The organism is Caulobacter sp. GW821-FHT09B11 (genome assembly GCF_059418205.1).
The window spans coordinates 1-15,380 of sequence record NZ_JBWKPK010000032.1; the positions used below are offsets into that span (position 1 = coordinate 1).

The following is a 15,380-nucleotide window of genomic DNA, read 5'->3' on the forward strand; positions in this document are numbered from 1 at the left end:
CCGCAAGGGGAGAGGGAAGACGGAAAAAGCCTGGGTCCCCGCTTTCGCGGGGATTTTACGGGAGGAGAGGCAGGCTCCCCTCTCGTAACTTCCCTCGCCCAACCCAACACCGCCTTCCTGGGCCTTGTGCCCGGGATCCATCGCTCAGCCGCTCAGACCTTGGCAGGACGGTCGAGGTCTGAGCGGTCGCCGGCATGGGCCCTCGCCACAGGGGCGAGGGAGGCGGGGTTTTGTGGTTGTGGGTGGGGGGAAGACCGGCCGGCTTCGCGGAAGCTGAAAACTTCCCCCCTCCGGCCCTTCGGGCCGCCTCCCCCAGAGGGGGAGGATCAGCCGGCGGCGGTTTCGCGGGCGACTTCGTCGACTTCGTTGGCCGAGCCGAGGACGACCGGGACGCGCTGGTGGAGCTTGGTCGGGGCCAGGTCGAGGATGGGGGTGACGCCGTCGGTGGCCTTGCCGCCGGCGCGTTCGACGATCAGGGCCATGGGGTTGGCCTCGTACATCAGGCGCAGCTTGCCGGGCTTGGTCGGCTCGCGGGCGTCCCACGGGTAGAGGAAAATGCCGCCGCGCATCATGATGCGGTGCACGTCGGCGACCATCGAGGCCACCCAGCGCATGTTGAAGTTCTTGGCGCGCGGGCCTTCCTTGCCGGCCAGGCACCCGTCGACATAGCGGCGGATCGGCGCGGCCCAGTGGCGCTGGTTGGAGACGTTGATGGCGAACTCGGCCGCGTCGGCGGGGATGGTCGCCGAGGCGTGGGTCAGCAGCCAGCGGTCGTCGGCCGACAGGGTGAAGCCCACGACGCCCGAGGTCAGGGTCAGGACCAGCATGGTCTGCGGGCCATAGACGGCGTAGCCGGCGGCCACCTGGTGACGGCCCGGCTGCAGGAAGTCGGCTTCGGTCGGCTCGCGGCCTTCCGGCGCGGGCAGGACCGAGAAGATGGTGCCGACCGAGACGTTGACGTCGATGTTGCTGGAGCCGTCGAGCGGATCGAAGGTGACGAGGAAGCCGCCCTGGCGGCCCGTGGGCTCGATCTCTTCCAGCTCTTCCGAAGCCAGGCCGGCGACCGGCTGGCAGGCCTTGAGGGCGTCGCTCAGCAGGTCGTTGGTCAGGATGTCGAGCTTCTTCTGCTCCTCGTCCTGGACGTTGGTCACCCCGGCCGCGCCGAGATTGCCCAGGATCGCCCCGCCGGCGACGATGCGGCTGATGCGGGCGCAGGCGGCGGCGATATCGGAGACGACGGTCTTGACCGCGGGGCTGGAGGGATCGCCGGCGAGGTGGCTGGCGAGATCGATCAGGGCGGTCATCAGGAAGGGCCTCGAATGGACAGGCGGCGAAGCGCGCCGCGGCTGCGAGCCGACTCGCAGACTAGTACGACAGTATTACGTGGCGGAACGGGCCGGCCGCCAGGGACCGGCCCTATCGCCTCAGACTCGACGCTTCATGCGCACTTCGCGCACGGCGCCGGTCGAGGAATTCATCACCAGGCTGTGGGTGTGGACGAAGCCGTCCTTGAAGGTCACCCCGTCCAGCAGGGCGCCGGAGGTGACGCCGGTGGCCGCGAAGATGGCGTCGGCGCGGACGATCTCGTGCAGATCGTACTTCTTGTCGAAGTCGGTGACGCCCCAGCGCGCCGCGCGGGCGCGCTCGTCGGCGTTGCGGAAGACGAGACGGCCCTGGAACTGTCCGCCGACGCACTTCAGGGCCGCGCAGGCCAGCACCCCTTCGGGCGCGCCGCCGGAGCCGAGATAGAGGTCGATGCCGGTCGAGGGATCGGCGGTGTTGATGACGCCGGCGACGTCGCCGTCGGTGATCAGGTTGACCCGCGCGCCGGCCGAGCGGACGGCGGCGATGATCTCGGCGTGGCGCGGACGGTCGAGCACGCAGACGGTGATCTGGGAGGGATCGACGCCCTTGGCTTCAGCCAACGCCTTGACGTTGTCGGCCGGCGACTTGTCCAGATCGATGACGCCCGCCGGATAGCCCGGACCGCAGGCGATCTTGTCCATGTAGGTGTCGGGGGCGTTCAGCAGCGTGCCCTTGGGCGCCCAGGCCATCACGGCCAGCGCGTTGGGCATGGCCTTGGCCGTAAGCGTGGTGCCTTCCAGCGGATCGAGGGCGATGTCGACCTTCGGGCCGCCACGGCCCACCTTCTCGCCGATATAGAGCATGGGCGCTTCGTCGCGCTCGCCCTCGCCGATGACGATCTCGCCGTCGATGGACAGGTCGTTGAGCGCATTGCGCATGGCGTCGACGGCCGCCTGGTCGGCGGCCATCTCGTCACCCCGGCCCACCATGGTCCAAGACGCGATGGCGGCGGCTTCGGTCACGCGGACCGCATCCAGGACCAGAGAACGGTCCAGGGTGTTAGAACTCATCAGTGTCTCCCAGCCCGTGGCGAGGCTAAATTCCCAATGTCTTCATACCCTGGACCGCTTGTTGCTCGCGGCCTCTAGCTACGTGCGACACGCAGAAGACGGGGACGCTCTAGCACGGCCTGCAGTTTTTCGATGCGTGTAATCGCGTCGAGAAGCTTCGATTCCGGAGTCGCATGGGTGACGATCACGATCGGCACGCCGCCCGCCCCTTCGACAGGCTTCTGCAGGAAGGCGTCGATCGAGACGCCGCATTCGGCCAGGGTTTCGGAGATGGCGGCGATGGCGCCGGGCTCGTCGCGGACCATGATCCGCAGATAGGCCTTGCCGACGCTGCGGGCCGGATCAACCGGCACGAACGGCTTCAGCGCCCCGGCCGGGGCCTGGAACACCGGACGCTGGGCGCGGGTCATGACGTCGGCGATGTCGGCGGCGACGGCGGCGGCCGTCGGGCCAGCGCCCGCGCCCGGTCCCTGGATGAAGATGCGGCCGATGCGCTTGCCCTCGATGAACAGGGCGTTGAGCGCGCCGCCGGCCTGGGCCAGCGGATGGGCCAGCGGGATCAGGGTCGGATGCACCGTCACCGAGACGCCGTCGTCGGACTTGGCGGTGCCGGCGATGAGCTTGATGCGATAGCCCAGGTCCTTGGCCAGCTTGATGTCGAGCAGCTCGACCTCGCTGATGCCCTCGATCTCGGCGGCCTCGTAGTCGGGCGCGCAGCCGAAGGCCAGGGCGGCCAGGATGGTGATCTTGTGACCGGCGTCGAAGCCGCCGACGTCCATGGTCGGGTCGGCCTCGGCGTAGCCCAGGGCCTGGGCCTCGCGCAGCACGTCGCCGAAGTCGCGGCCGGTCTTCTCCATCTCGGAGAGGATGTAGTTGCAGGTGCCGTTGAGGATGCCGGCCACCGAGACGACGTCGTCGCCGACCATGGCCTCGCGCAGCATCTTCACGGCCGGGGTGCCGCCCATGACGGCGGCCTCGAACAGCAGCGGGACGTTGTTGGCCTCGGCCAGGGCGGCCAGTTCGGCGCCGTGCTCGGCGATCAGGGCCTTGTTGGCGGTGACCACGGGCTTGCCCAGCTTGAGCGCGGCTTCGACCGCGGCCTTGGCCGGGCCGTCGCTGCCGCCGACCAGCTCGACGAAGAGATCGACGTCGGGCGAGCTGGCCAGGGCGACCGGATCGTCGAACCAGGCCAGGCCCGAGATGTCGACCGTACGCGGACGCGACTTGGAGCGGGCCGAGACGGCGACGACCTCGGCGCGGTCGCCGGCCGGGGCGAAATCGGGACGCTCGGCGAGGAACTGCAGGAGGCCGCCGCCTACGGTGCCGAGGCCGGCGACGCCGACGCGCCAGGTTTTCTGAGTCATGGTGCGGTTCCTAGTGGTCCGGTGGCCGGTGGGGCCGCCCTCCTCCTTCGACAAGCTCAGGATGAGGGCTATTGCAGGCGTTGGCGGTCGAAATCCTCACCCTGAGCCTGTCGAAGGGCGAGGATTTCGCAAATGGGATCAGGTCTGTTCGAGGCTGTTGTGGGCCTTGGCCAGGATCTGGTCGGCGTTGGCGATGAACTTCTTCACGTTGCGCGCGGCCTGCTTGATGCGGTGCTCGTTCTCGACGAGGCCGATGCGGACATAGCCCTCGCCGTATTCGCCGAAGCCGATGCCGGGGGCGACGGCGACGCCGGCCTCCTCGATAAGCAGGCGCGAGAACAGCATCGAGCCGGCGGCTTCGAACTGCGGGGGGATCTTGGCCCAGGCGAACATCGAGGCGGGCGGGTTGGGGATGTCCCAGCCGGCGCGCTTCATCGACGACACCAGCGTGTCGCGGCGGCCCTTGTAGATGCCGCGGATCTCCTCGACGCAGTCCTGCGGACCGTTCAGCGCGGCCGCGGCGGCCACCTGCACGGGGGTGTAGGCGCCGTAGTCGAGATAGGACTTCACGCGGGCCAGGGCCGCGCAGATGCGGGCGTTGCCGACCACCATGCCCACGCGCCAGCCGGCCATGGCGTAGGTCTTCGACAGCGAGTTGACCTCGACGGCGATATCTTTCGCGCCGTCCACCTGCAGAATCGACGGCGGCGGGTTGTCCTCGAAATAGATCTCGCCATAGGCCACGTCGCTGATCACCAGCAGGTCGTGCTTTTTGGCCAGCGCCACGGCGTCCTTGTAGAAGTCCAGATCCACCGTCTGGGCCGTCGGGTTGGACGGATAGGACAGGATCAGCACGGACGGCGGCGGCACCGAGTGCTTCACCGCGCGGCTGATGTTCGAAAGGTACTGCTCGGGGCTCAGCGCCGGCACGTGGCGGATGACGCCGCCGGCCATGATGAAGCCGAAGGCGTGGATCGGATAGGCCGGGTTCGGACAGATGATGACGTCGCCGGGGGCGGTCAGGGCCTGGGCGAGGTTGGCGAAGCCTTCCTTGGAGCCCAGGGTCGAGATCACCTCGGTGTCGGGGTTCAGCTTCACGCCGAAGCGGCGGTCGTAATAGCCGGCCATGGCCTTGCGCAGGCCCGGGATGCCCTTCGAGGCCGAATAGCGGCCCGAGCGCGGGTCGCGCGAGGTCTCGACCAGCTTGTCGACGATGTGCTGGGGCGTGGGCATGTCGGGGTTGCCCATGCCGAAGTCGATGATGTCGACGCCCTGGCCGCGCAGGCGGGCCTTGATGCGGTTGACCTCTTCGAAGACGTAGGGCGGCAGGCGGCGGATGCGATGAAAATCGGCGGTCATGATGGCTCGTGCGCCCTCTGGCGCTGCAGGAGCGAAAAGTCGGGCATGGATAGACCCCGAGCGGGGCATAGCCAAGCCAGTTCAAGGAAAATTATGCCTCCGTCGCCCTATTGGGGCTTGGACGGAGGCGGGGTAGCTCGGCCGCGAGCAGCCTTGGCGAAGGCTTCGGTCTCGGCGCGGTCGGCGGCGGTCGGAATCTCCGACGGCGGAACGCGGGCCGCGCGCTGGGCGCGGGCGGCGAAGCCGTCGGTGTCGGACAGGGCGAAGGTGTCGGGCGCGGTGTCGCGCTTCAGCTGGGCGGCGGCCGCCTGCTGTTCCTGCACCTGGGCCTTGTACTCGCCGGGCTTGGGCACGTCGGTGGGGATCGCCGGGATGTCGGCGAAGGTCGGCAGCTTGCCGCGCTGGTGAGCGGCCGCGTCGGCGGCGGCGGCCACCGGCGAGGTCGGATCGGCGGGCGGCGGCGTGAACGGCGACGTGCCGCACGCTGACAGCAAGGTCGCGAGGACCGCCAGCGAGGCGCCGTAACGTACGATTTTACCGGTTTGGCCGTTCATCTTGTCTCAGGTCTTATGCGATGATCGCGGCGAGCGGAAGGCGCCGAACGAGAATCGGGCCGCCGATCGACGACATTCAGACGGAAGGAACGCGCATGGCAAAGGGCGGGACCACCGGCAAGGACACGGGCAAGAGCGCCAAGGCGCCGCCGAAGCCCAGAAAAGCCCCTGCCGCAGCCGCCAAGAAGCCCGCCGCCGCGCCAAAGCCCCCTCCTCCACCGCCGCAACCCGACCCCAAGCCCGAATCGCCCCAGGCCGGTTCAGGCGCCGGCTTTTCCGCCGGCCCCGACATCGCCTCGCTGCTGACCGAAGAGCAGCGCAGGATGATGGAGACCCTGTCGGCGAACCTGGCCCGCGCGGCGGTCACCGCCCAGGGCGCGATCGCAGAGGCCGCCCTGCGCCAGGCCGACCGGCCCGCGGCCCTGTCGCCCGACCCGTTCCACGTCGGCCCGGCCCTCAACGAGGTGATCGGAAGTCTCGCGGCCCAGCCCGACCGGCTGCTGCGCGCCCAGGCCGACCTCTTCAACGGCTACATGGAGCTGTGGCAGTCGGCCGCCCGCCGCGCCGTCGGCGAGGAAACCAAGCCCGTCGTCGCCCCGGCCCACGGCGACAAGCGCTTTTCCGACCCCGACTGGGTGGCCAACCCGGTGTTCGACATGATGAAGCAGTCCTACCTGCTGACGTCGAACTGGCTGAACGGCCTGGTGGCCCAGGCCGAAACGGTCGATCCGCAGTCCAAGCGCCGGGTCGAGTTCTTCACCAAGATGCTGACCGACGCCTTCTCGCCGTCGAACTTCCTGATCTCCAACCCCGCCGCCCTGCGCGAGGTGATGCAGACGGGCGGCGAGAGCCTGAAGCGCGGCATGGAGAACTTCGCCGCCGACCTGGAGCGCGGCGGCGGCCAGCTGGCCATCAGCCAGACGGACCTGGCCAAGTTCAAGGTCGGCGAGAACGTCGCCACCGCCCCCGGCAAGGTGGTCTACCAGAACGACATCCTGCAGCTCCTGCAGTTCGATCCGACCACGGAGCAGCAGTACGAGATCCCGCTGCTGATCTTCCCGCCCTGGATCAACAAGTTCTACATTCTGGACCTGCGCCCCGAGAACTCGATGATCCGCTGGCTGACCGGCCAGGGCTTCACGGTGTTCGTCGCCTCGTGGGTCAATCCCGACAGCCAGCTCGCGGCCAAGACCTTCGAGGACTACATGCTGGAGGGCATCTACGACGCCAGCCAGCAGGTGATGACCCAGTGCGGCGTCGATCGGGTCAACACCGTCGGCTACTGCATCGGCGGCACGCTCCTGTCATGCGGCCTGGCCCACATGGCCGCGCGCGGCGACAAGCGGATCAATTCGGCCACCTTCTTCGCCGCCCAGCAGGACTTCGCCGAGGCCGGCGACCTGCTGCTGTTCACTGACGAGGCGTGGCTGAAGGAGATCGAGCAGCGGATGGACCAGGAAGGCGGCTTCCTGCCCAGCCAGTCGATGGCCGACACCTTCAACGCCCTGCGCGGCAACGACCTGATCTGGTCGTTCTTCATCAACAACTACCTGATGGGCAAGGAGCCGCGGCCCTTCGACCTGCTGTTCTGGAACGCCGACCAGACGCGGATGCCCAAGTCGCTGCACCTGTTCTACCTGCGCAATTTCTACAAGGACAACAACCTGACCCAGGGCCTGCTCAGCCTGGGCGGGGAGCAGCTGGACCTGTCGAAGGTCAAGACGCCGATCTACGTGCAGTCCTCGAAGGACGACCACATCGCCCCCTATCGCAGCGTCTATCGCGGCGCGCGGGCGTTCGGCGGGCCGGTAACCTTCACCATGGCGGGCTCGGGCCACATCGCCGGCGTGATCAACCACCCGGACGCCAAGAAGTACCAGCACTGGACCAACGAACACCTGCCCGGCTCGGTCGAGGGCTGGCTGTCGGGCGCGGTGGAGCATCCCGGCTCGTGGTGGCCGCACTGGGCGGGCTGGCTGAAGGCCAAGTCCGGCAAGCTGATCCCGGCGCGGGATCCCGCCAAGGGTCCGCTGAAGGCGTTCGAGGAGGCCCCGGGCAGCTTCGTGCGGGTGCGGTCGAACGTGGCGGCTTAAGCGCTTCGCGCGACCCCCTCAGTCGCTCCGCGACAGCTCCCCCAAAGGGGGAGCATCTGTCTGGCGCGGCGCTCAGGAGATCCTCCCCCTCTGGGGGAGGTGGCCCGGAGGGCCGGAGGGGGTCAGCGGCGCCACCTTGAAGACCCACGTTCGCCCAAAACTCGCCCCGATCACGGCGGAGCTTGCCGCCATGCTCGAGTTCGACCGTCGCACAGCGCTGGGCCTGCTGGCCGCCGCCCCCTGGCTGGGCGCGGCGAGCCGTGGCGACGGGCTGCGGCTGGCCAAGGCGGCGCGGGCGCAGGTCGGGGTGACCACCGACTACGATCCCAGCTACCGGGCGATCGGCTATCCGCACGGCGACGTGCTGCGCACCACCGGGGTCTGCGCCGACGTGCTGGTGCGGGCCGCCCGCGACGCCTGGAACGTCGACCTGCAGGAACGGGTGCATGCCGACATGGTGCGGGCCTTCTCGGCCTATCCCGCCCGCCGCGCCTGGGGCCAGAAGAGCGCCGACGCCAATATCGACCATCGGCGGGTGCTGAACCTGGAGACCTATCTCGACCGCCAGGGCGCCCGCGTGCGCTCAAGCCGGGCGGCGCGGTCAGGCGACGACTTCGAGCAGCCCGAGCCCGGCGACGTGCTGTCCTGGCGGCTGTTCGGCAACGGCCGCCCGCACATCGGCGTGGTGGTCGAGGGACCGGACAAACCTCGCGTCGTCCACAACATCGGCGGCGGCGCCCGCGACGAGCCGCTGTGGATGCTCAAGCTGCACAAGCCGGCGGGGCACTATCGCTGGCGGGTGTAGGGCGCCCCACTTGTTCCATCTCTCTTTGAGAGGGGGATCAGGTGGTCAAGATAGGCCATTGGCCTCTCCCTCTCCGCGCCTATCGCCGCGACATAGCCGTCGGGGCGGATGAGGACGAGGTCGTCGTCGGCCAGGCCGTAGACGCGGCCCAGGGCGTCGTCGGGATCGGCGAAGGCGAGGCCCTCTCCGACGGTGACCACGCGCAGGCCCTCGCGCTCCGGGGCGTTCCCTCCCCTGGCGACCAGCGTCCAGTGCGGGCCGGCCATCAGGTCGAACAATCGCACCGACGCGCCCACCGAGTCGCGCAGGACGGCGTCCGGCGCGCGGTCGCCGGCCAGCAGGCCCTCCTCGCGCCCGGGCGTTTCCAGGGACAGGGACGAGGCCTCGTAGCCCAGGTCCAGCTGGTGCACTTCGCGGCCACGACGCATGTCGCACCGTCGGGCCTTTTCCAGCAGGTCGGTCGCCAGGCCCAGCATGCCGGCCGCGATCGGGCGGCGTTCTTCCTCGTAGGTGTCGAGCAAGGGCTCGGGCGCGCCGGCCAGCACGGCCGCCAGCTTCCAGCCCAGATTGTAGGCGTCCTGGACGCTGGTGTTCAGGCCCTGGCCGCCGGTGGGCGGGTGGATGTGGGCGGCGTCGCCGATCAGGAACACGCGCCCGACGCGGTAGTGGTCGGCCAGCCGGGCGTTCATGGCGTAGGCCGAGGCCCAGACGACGTCGCGGATGACCAGATCGGTCTGCGGCGTGCGCGCCTCGATGAAGGCCTGCAGGCCGGCCGCGCTCAGATCGACCTCTCCTTCGAGCGGGATCGGGGCCTGCAGCTGGAAGAGATCGGTCCCGGCCAGCGGGCACAGGGCGTACTGCCGGCCCAGGTCGCCCTCGTTGAAGCGATGCCAGGCGTCGCGGGACAGGCCTTCCAGCGCCACGTCGGCGACGATGGCCCTCACGCCGAGGGTCTTGCCCGGAAAGTCTACCCCCAGCGCCTTGCGCACGAAGGAGCGGCCGCCGTCGCCGCCGACCAGGTAGCGGCAGGCGACCGCCTCGGGTCCGGACGGCCCTTGAACCTGGGCGACGACCCGGTCGGCGGCCTGTTCGAAGGCCGTCAGTTCGAGCCCGTACTCGACCGCGCCGCCTAACTCCGCCAGCCGTTCGCGCAGCACCCCCTCGGTGGCGAACTGCGGGACCATCAGCGGCGAGCGATAGGGCTCCTGGGCGGTGGGCTGCGCTGCGACCATCGCCTGGACCTCGTCGGCGCCGTCGGGGCCATGGATGCGCTGCGGCGGATAGGGTCCGCCGACCGCCGTCAGCGCCGCCAGGACGCCCAGGTCCTCGAACACCTCGAGCGTGCGGGGCTGGATCCCCTTGCCGCGCGAGCCGGCGAAGGGGGCCGGCAGCTTGTCGATCAGGCGGAATGACAACCCGCGGCGGGCCAGGTCGATGGCGAGGGTCAGGCCGGCGGCGCCCGCGCCGCAGATCAGGACGTCGATGGGGCTGTGGTCTTCCATGTCGGCCTCATTATGTGCATGATGCACATATCCATTCGAGGTCGCCGCATGTCAACAAACAATGTGCAAAATGCACATATCTTGAAGTCCCTGCCCTCGCTGCATCGGTCGATGATGGATCTGGTCGGGGCGATGAACGAGCCCGAGCGGGATGCGGCCATGCTGGAGGCGGCGGGCCTTTCCCTGGAGCGGGCGCTGTTTCCGCTGCTGGTCTCGATCGAGCGGCTGGGGCCCATCGGCGTGGTGGAGCTGGCCGGCCGGGTCGGGCGCGACCATTCCACCGTCAGCCGGCAGGTGGCGCGGCTGGAAGAGCTGGACCTCGTCAAACGCCAGGCCGGCGCGGCCGACCGGCGGGTGCGCGAGGCGGTCATCACGCCGCAGGGCAAGATCGCCACCGACGCCGTCGACGCGGCGCGGGCGCGCATGGCCCTGGTGCTGTTCAAGGACTGGAGCACGGAGGACGTCGATCACCTGGTGCGGCTGATGCGCAAGCTGGCCGACGGGATCAACGCCGACCCCGCCGTGCTGCTCAGCGGCGGGACGCCTTAGCCCGCGCTGGAAACCACCTTCGCCTCGCCTGCCCGGCCGACGACCTGGCGCAGGATGTGCGACAGCTCCTCCACCGAATAGGGCTTGTGCAGCAGCGGGAAGCCGTGGCGGGCGTCGGTGGCCAGGACGTGGCTGTAGCCGCTGGTCAGGATCACCGGCAGGCCCGGCCAGCGCCCCGCGATTTCGCGGGCCAGTTCGACCCCGCCGAGGCCGGGCATGACCACGTCGCTGAACACCACGTCGAAGTCGACGTCGCTTTCCAGGCGCTCCAGGGCCTCGCCCCCGTTGGCGGCCCATTCGGTCTGGTAGCCGAGGTCGCGCAGCAGTTGCGTCGCGAACTCGCCGATGGCGGCGTTGTCCTCGACCACCAGCACGCGACCTTCGTGGCGCATGCGGGTCGGCGGCGAGGCGCGGCGCGAGGGAACGATCACTTCGCGTGTGCGCGGCAGGAACACGGTGAAGGTCGAACCCCGGCCAGGCCGGCTGTCGACCGCCACGTCGCCGCCCGACTGCTTGGCGAAGCCGTAGACCTGGCTGAGGCCAAGACCCGTTCCCCGCCCCACCTCCTTGGTGGTGAAGAACGGCTCGAAGATCTTGGCGAGGTCGTCCTCGCCGATGCCCGAGCCCTCGTCGACCACCGACATGGTGACGAAGTCGCCGTGGCTGGCGGCGTGGCCGCGGATGGCAGGGATGGTCTCCCGGGCGTCGATGCGGACGGTGAGCGCCCCCTCGCCGTCCATGGCGTCGCGGGCGTTGACCGCCAGGTTGATCAGGGCGGTCTCGAACTGGTTGACGTCGGCCTCGACGACGCAGTCCTCGCAATCGACCACCACCTCCAGCCGCATGCGCGCGCCCAGCACCGAGCGCAGCATGTCGCCCAGCGCCTCGACCTTGGCCGCGACGTTGAAGCGCTCGGGCTTCAGCGCCTGGCGGCGGGAGAAGGACAGCAGCTGGCTGGTCAGCTTGGCGGCGCGGTCGGCGGTGTCGGAGATGGCGTCGACATAACGGCGGCGGCGGTCGGGCGGCAGGTCGCGGCTGCGCAGCAGGTCGGCCGACGAGCGGATGACGGTCAGCAGGTTGTTGAAGTCGTGGGCGACGCCGCCGGTCAGCTGGCCGATGGCCTCCATCTTCTGGGCCTGGCGCAGGGCTTCCTCGGCCTGGCTCAGTTGCCGGGCCTGGTGCTTTTCCTCGGTGACGTCGCGGCCGTAGCCGTAGATCAGCCCGTCCTCGAAGGCGGTGTTCCACGAGATCCAGCGCCAGTCGCCGCCCTTGGTGCGGTAGCGGTTCTCGAAGCCGGTGACCTGGGCGCCGTCCATGATGCCGCCGTGGGCGGCGTAGGTGGCGTCGAGTTCCTCGGGCATGACGAAGGCGGCCATCGGCCGGCCCACCACCTCCTCGACCGCGTGGCCGAGAATGCGGGTCCAAGCGGGACTGACCGCGCGGAAGATCCCCTGGCCGTCGACCACCACCATCAGGTCGCGGGCGTTGGTCCAGATGCGGTCGGAGCGGCGGCGTTCGCTCTCGACGCTGAGCGCCTGGGCGAAGGCGCCGGCGGCGCGGTCGGCGACCAGATTGGCCAGGTCGTGCAGGCCGGGATCGCCCCGCCGATGCGGGTTGAGGCCGAGCACCAGGGTGGCGACGGGCTCGCCGTGCGGCCCCGGGATCGGCAGGATCAGGGCGCGGGTCGGCGCAATGGCCCAGGGGCCGGTCGGATAGGAAATCCCGGCCTCCAGCGGATAGTCCTGGACGCCGTCGGCCTCGCGCTCCAGCGGCCAGCGCACCCGCAGCAGGTCGCGCGCTTCATCCGTCGCCGAGCAGCCGACCAGGCCGCCCAGCGGATCGCGCACATAGGCCAGGGCGAAGGGGAAGTCCTCGGTGTTGGCGGCCAGGGCGTCGCAGATCCCCTGCAGCACGGTCTCCTGGGTCACCGCCCCGATCAGGCACTCGCCCAGCCGCCGAACGGTGTCGAGCCGCCGCTCGCTGATCACCCGCTCGGTCTCCTCGGTGACGATGCACATCAGCCCGCGGATGGCGTCGCCGTCGCGCAGGGGGCTGTAGGAGAAGGTGTGATAGGTCTCCTCGGGATAGCCGCTGCGTTCGAGCAGCAGCAGCAGGGCCTTGTTCCAGGTCGGCCGGCCCTCGACCATCACCGAACGGACCTGAGCCTCGACGTCGGCATAGACCTCGCGCCAGACCTCGCGGAACGGCGTGCCGAGCGCTGCGGGGTGCTTGATTCCGAGCGTAGGGATGTAGGCGTCGTTGTAGAAGAAATGCAGGTCCTCGCCCCAGCCGAGCCACATCTCGAAACGCGAGGTGAGCATCATCGCCAGGGGCGTCGCCAGGCCCGTGGGCCAGGCCTGCGGCGGACCGAGCGGCGTGGCGGCCCAGTCGGCCTGCCGCATGCGGCGCGCCATCTCGCTGTCGCCGGGAAAGACCCTGGCCAGGGCGGCGTCGCGATCGATGGACATCCAGCCTCCCCGCTCAAGCTGAGGAGAGAACGATCCGCCGCGTGAAAGGCTCCACGCGGCGGAAGTCTTAAAGCCCGGCCTTCTCGTCCAGGCCCAGGGCCAGGTTGAGGTTCTGGACGGCGGCGCCCGATGCGCCCTTGCCCAGGTTGTCGAGCAGGGCCACCAGGCGGGCCTGGCCGCTGGTGTCGGAGCCGAAGACGAACAGCTTGATGCGGTTGGTGCCGTTCAGGCCCTCGGGGTCGAGAGTGGCCAGGCTCTTGGCCTCGTCCAGCGAGGCGACCTCGACGAAGGCCTCGCCCTTGTAGTGGGCGGCGAGCGCGGCGTGGATGTCGCCCAGCGAGCACGAGCCTTCCAGCAGGCCAAGGTGCAGCGGCAGCTCGACCAGCATGCCCTGGGCATAGCGGCCGACGGCGGGCGTGAAGATCGGACGGGTCAGCAGGCCGCCGTGCTTCTGGATCTCGGGCACGTGCTTGTGGGTCAGCGACAGGCCGTAGATGCGGTAGGCGACCTTGGTATAGCCCGGCGAGGTCTCGTCCTCGAACTCGGCGATCATCGCCTTGCCGCCGCCGGTGTAGCCGGAGACGCCGTTGAACGAGATCGGCAGGTCGGACGACAGCAGGCCGGCCGAGACCAGCGGACGGGTCAGGGCGATGGCGCCGGTGGCGTAGCAGCCGGGGTTGGAGATCCGCTTGGCGCCGGCGATCTTCTTGCGCTGTTCCTTGTCCAGCTCGGGAAAGCCGTAGGTCCAGTCGGCGTTGGTGCGGTGGGCGCTGGAGGCGTCGATCACCTTGACCAGCGGGTTCTCGATCAGGCTGACGGCTTCCTTGGCCGCGTCGTCGGGCAGGCACAGGATCACCGCGTCGGCGGCGTTGAGCAGCTCGGCGCGGGCGGCCGCGTCCTTGCGCTTGTCGGGATCGATCGAGATCAGCTGCAGGTCGGTGCGGCCGATCAGGCGCTCGCGGATCTGCAGGCCGGTGGTGCCGACTTCGCCGTCGATGAAGACCTTGGGGGCGTTCGCCATTGCCTACTCCTCGACCTGGGCCCGCTCGTGCTCAAGCGCCCAGTCTTGCAGCACCGTGTGACCGGCGCTCGCGTTCGGACCGCGTGGCCCGAGAAAATCGCAAGAAAAAGGGCGCTTCGGATGACCGAAGCGCCCTCTTCCAAACGCGTATAGACGCGCTTAGCGCTTCGAGAACTGGAAGCTGCGGCGGGCCTTGGCCTTGCCGTACTTCTTACGCTCGACGACGCGGCTGTCGCGGGTCAGGAAGCCGTGCGGCTTCAGGACCGGGCGCAGAGCCGGTTCGTAGTAGGTCAGGGCCTTGGACAGGCCGTGGCGGATGGCGCCGGCTTGACCCGACAGGCCCGAACCTTCGACGGTGACGTCGATGTCGAACTGGCCGACGCGGTCGGTGACCTGCAGCGGCTGGGCGATCATCATGCGCAGCACGGGACGAGCGAAGTAGACTTCCTGGTCGCGGCCGTTGACGGTGACCTTGCCGGAGCCCGGCTTGATCCACACGCGCGCGATGGCGTTCTTGCGCTTGCCGGTCGCGTAGGCGCGGCCTTGGGCGTCGATCTTCGGCTCGGCCGGAGCGGCCGCGGCGGGGTTGCTGGACAGGCTGGCCAGCGCGTCAAAACCTTGAGCTTCAGACATGACTTAGGCGCTCCGGGTGTTTTTGACGTTGCGCGCCGCGAAGTCGATGACTTCCGGGTTCTGCGCTTGGTGCGGGTGCTCGGCGTCGGCGTAGACCAGCAGGTGCGTCAGTTGCTTGCGCGCCAGCGGGCTTTCCTTCGGCAGCATGCGCTCGACGGCCTTGTTCAGGACGCGTTCCGGGAAGCGACCTTCCAGGACCTTGCGCGGGGTGGTTTCCTTGATGCCGCCCGGGTGACCGGTGTGGCGGTAGTAAACCTTGTCGTCCAGCTTCTTGCCGGTGAACTTCACCTTGTCGGCGTTGATCACGACGACGAAGTCGCCGCAGTCGACGTGCGGGGTGTAGTCGGGACGGTGCTTGCCGCGAAGACGCATGGCGATGAACGTCGCCAGACGGCCGACAACGGCGTCCTTGGCGTCGACCACGATCCACTTCTTCTCGACCTCGGCGGGCTTCAGGGAAGCCGTGGTCTTTTGCATGGGATTGATCCGTAATTCCTGTGCGTCGGGGGCCAAGGAAACGGCTCCGTCCGCGTGAGGGGCGGCTGATACCGAAGCCTTGGCCGCCTGTCAACAATGCGCGTGCAGGAAAGTTCGGAAAGCCTTGTGGAGCAAGGGATTGCGCGATGCGGTATCTAAATACCGCATCGCGCCGTATTC

General features: G+C 69.1%; 13 protein-coding genes and 1 pseudogene. 3 read left to right on the forward strand and 11 right to left on the reverse strand.

Annotation, left to right across the window (positions count from 1 at the left end):
- Positions 1–326: 326 nt before the first annotated feature.
- The 5 genes from AC07N1_RS20455 to AC07N1_RS20475 form a co-directional block, all read right to left on the reverse strand.
- Complete coding sequence (locus AC07N1_RS20455; RefSeq protein WP_494673464.1) at positions 327–1,304, reverse strand: class 1 fructose-bisphosphatase; 978 nt, start codon at positions 1,302–1,304, stop codon at positions 327–329.
- Positions 1,305–1,424: 120 nt separating this feature from the next.
- Positions 1,425–2,375, reverse strand: coding sequence for a class II fructose-bisphosphatase (glpX, locus tag AC07N1_RS20460; protein ID WP_494673465.1), 951 nt, complete (start codon positions 2,373–2,375; stop codon positions 1,425–1,427).
- Between the two features lie 74 nt (positions 2,376–2,449).
- Positions 2,450–3,739 carry a homoserine dehydrogenase gene (locus AC07N1_RS20465; RefSeq protein ID WP_494673466.1) on the reverse strand — a complete coding sequence of 430 codons (1,290 nt, stop codon included), beginning with the start codon at positions 3,737–3,739 and terminating at the stop codon, positions 2,450–2,452.
- 138 nt (positions 3,740–3,877) lie between these two features.
- On the reverse strand, positions 3,878–5,098 hold the full coding sequence (locus tag AC07N1_RS20470; protein ID WP_494673467.1) for an LL-diaminopimelate aminotransferase: 1,221 nt from the start codon (positions 5,096–5,098) through the stop codon (positions 3,878–3,880).
- Between the two features lie 107 nt (positions 5,099–5,205).
- Complete coding sequence (locus tag AC07N1_RS20475) at positions 5,206–5,652, reverse strand: hypothetical protein (protein ID WP_494673468.1); 447 nt, start codon at positions 5,650–5,652, stop codon at positions 5,206–5,208.
- 95 nt (positions 5,653–5,747) lie between these two features.
- Between AC07N1_RS20475 and phaC the strand changes: the two genes are divergently transcribed.
- Together phaC and AC07N1_RS20485 are read left to right on the forward strand one after the other, a co-directional pair.
- Complete coding sequence (phaC, locus tag AC07N1_RS20480) at positions 5,748–7,745, forward strand: class I poly(R)-hydroxyalkanoic acid synthase (RefSeq protein WP_494673469.1); 1,998 nt, start codon at positions 5,748–5,750, stop codon at positions 7,743–7,745.
- 190 nt (positions 7,746–7,935) lie between these two features.
- Positions 7,936–8,550 carry a DUF1287 domain-containing protein gene (locus tag AC07N1_RS20485; protein ID WP_494673470.1) on the forward strand — a complete coding sequence of 205 codons (615 nt, stop codon included), beginning with the start codon at positions 7,936–7,938 and terminating at the stop codon, positions 8,548–8,550.
- On the opposite strand, the gene AC07N1_RS20490 is transcribed toward AC07N1_RS20485, so the two are convergent.
- On the reverse strand, positions 8,532–10,052 hold the full coding sequence (locus AC07N1_RS20490) for an FAD-dependent oxidoreductase (protein ID WP_494673471.1): 1,521 nt from the start codon (positions 10,050–10,052) through the stop codon (positions 8,532–8,534). The two genes, AC07N1_RS20485 and AC07N1_RS20490, sit on opposite strands and share 19 nt — an antisense overlap.
- An 81-nt stretch (positions 10,053–10,133) precedes the next feature.
- Between AC07N1_RS20490 and AC07N1_RS20495 the strand changes: the two genes are divergently transcribed.
- Positions 10,134–10,601, forward strand: coding sequence for a MarR family winged helix-turn-helix transcriptional regulator (locus tag AC07N1_RS20495; protein WP_494673472.1), 468 nt, complete (start codon positions 10,134–10,136; stop codon positions 10,599–10,601).
- On the opposite strand, the gene AC07N1_RS20500 is transcribed toward AC07N1_RS20495, so the two are convergent.
- The 5 genes and pseudogenes from AC07N1_RS20500 to rplM all read right to left on the reverse strand — a co-directional run bounded on the left by AC07N1_RS20500 (position 10,598) and on the right by rplM (position 15,200).
- A complete protein-coding gene (locus AC07N1_RS20500; RefSeq protein ID WP_494673526.1) occupies positions 10,598–11,677 on the reverse strand; it encodes an ATP-binding protein in 1,080 nt (359 codons plus the stop codon). The genes AC07N1_RS20495 and AC07N1_RS20500 overlap by 4 nt on opposite strands.
- 99 nt (positions 11,678–11,776) lie before the next feature.
- Positions 11,777–13,069: pseudogene (locus AC07N1_RS20505) on the reverse strand (PAS domain-containing protein); the annotation flags it as partial.
- A gap of 67 nt (positions 13,070–13,136) precedes the next feature.
- The gene (gene argC, locus AC07N1_RS20510) at positions 13,137–14,090 is read right to left on the reverse strand and encodes an N-acetyl-gamma-glutamyl-phosphate reductase (RefSeq protein ID WP_494673473.1); all 954 of its coding nucleotides are present in this window, start codon (positions 14,088–14,090) and stop codon (positions 13,137–13,139) included.
- Between the two features lie 159 nt (positions 14,091–14,249).
- Positions 14,250–14,723 (reverse strand): 30S ribosomal protein S9, encoded by a 474-nt coding sequence (gene rpsI / locus AC07N1_RS20515; protein WP_494673474.1) that lies wholly within the window; start codon positions 14,721–14,723, stop codon positions 14,250–14,252.
- A 3-nt stretch (positions 14,724–14,726) separates the two neighbouring features.
- Positions 14,727–15,200: a 50S ribosomal protein L13 gene (gene rplM / locus AC07N1_RS20520; protein WP_110118255.1), complete on the reverse strand. Its 474-nt coding sequence runs from the start codon at positions 15,198–15,200 to the stop codon at positions 14,727–14,729.
- Between the last annotated feature and the right edge of the window lie 180 nt (positions 15,201–15,380).

What these genes read in the sequence shown, in the direction of transcription:
- AC07N1_RS20455 (WP_494673464.1), bottom strand. Translation starts at nt 1,304, where the DNA reads ATGACCGCCCTGATCGATCTCGCCAGCCACCTCGCCGGCGATCCCTCC.
- glpX (WP_494673465.1), bottom strand. Translation starts at nt 2,375, where the DNA reads ATGAGTTCTAACACCCTGGACCGTTCTCTGGTCCTGGATGCGGTCCGC.
- AC07N1_RS20465 (WP_494673466.1), bottom strand. Translation starts at nt 3,739, where the DNA reads ATGACTCAGAAAACCTGGCGCGTCGGCGTCGCCGGCCTCGGCACCGTA.
- AC07N1_RS20470 (WP_494673467.1), bottom strand. Translation starts at nt 5,098, where the DNA reads ATGACCGCCGATTTTCATCGCATCCGCCGCCTGCCGCCCTACGTCTTC.
- AC07N1_RS20475 (WP_494673468.1), bottom strand. Translation starts at nt 5,652, where the DNA reads ATGAACGGCCAAACCGGTAAAATCGTACGTTACGGCGCCTCGCTGGCG.
- phaC (WP_494673469.1), top strand. Translation starts at nt 5,748, where the DNA reads ATGGCAAAGGGCGGGACCACCGGCAAGGACACGGGCAAGAGCGCCAAG.
- AC07N1_RS20485 (WP_494673470.1), top strand. Translation starts at nt 7,936, where the DNA reads ATGCTCGAGTTCGACCGTCGCACAGCGCTGGGCCTGCTGGCCGCCGCC.
- AC07N1_RS20490 (WP_494673471.1), bottom strand. Translation starts at nt 10,052, where the DNA reads ATGGAAGACCACAGCCCCATCGACGTCCTGATCTGCGGCGCGGGCGCC.
- argC (WP_494673473.1), bottom strand. Translation starts at nt 14,090, where the DNA reads ATGGCGAACGCCCCCAAGGTCTTCATCGACGGCGAAGTCGGCACCACC.
- rpsI (WP_494673474.1), bottom strand. Translation starts at nt 14,723, where the DNA reads ATGTCTGAAGCTCAAGGTTTTGACGCGCTGGCCAGCCTGTCCAGCAAC.
- rplM (WP_110118255.1), bottom strand. Translation starts at nt 15,200, where the DNA reads ATGCAAAAGACCACGGCTTCCCTGAAGCCCGCCGAGGTCGAGAAGAAG.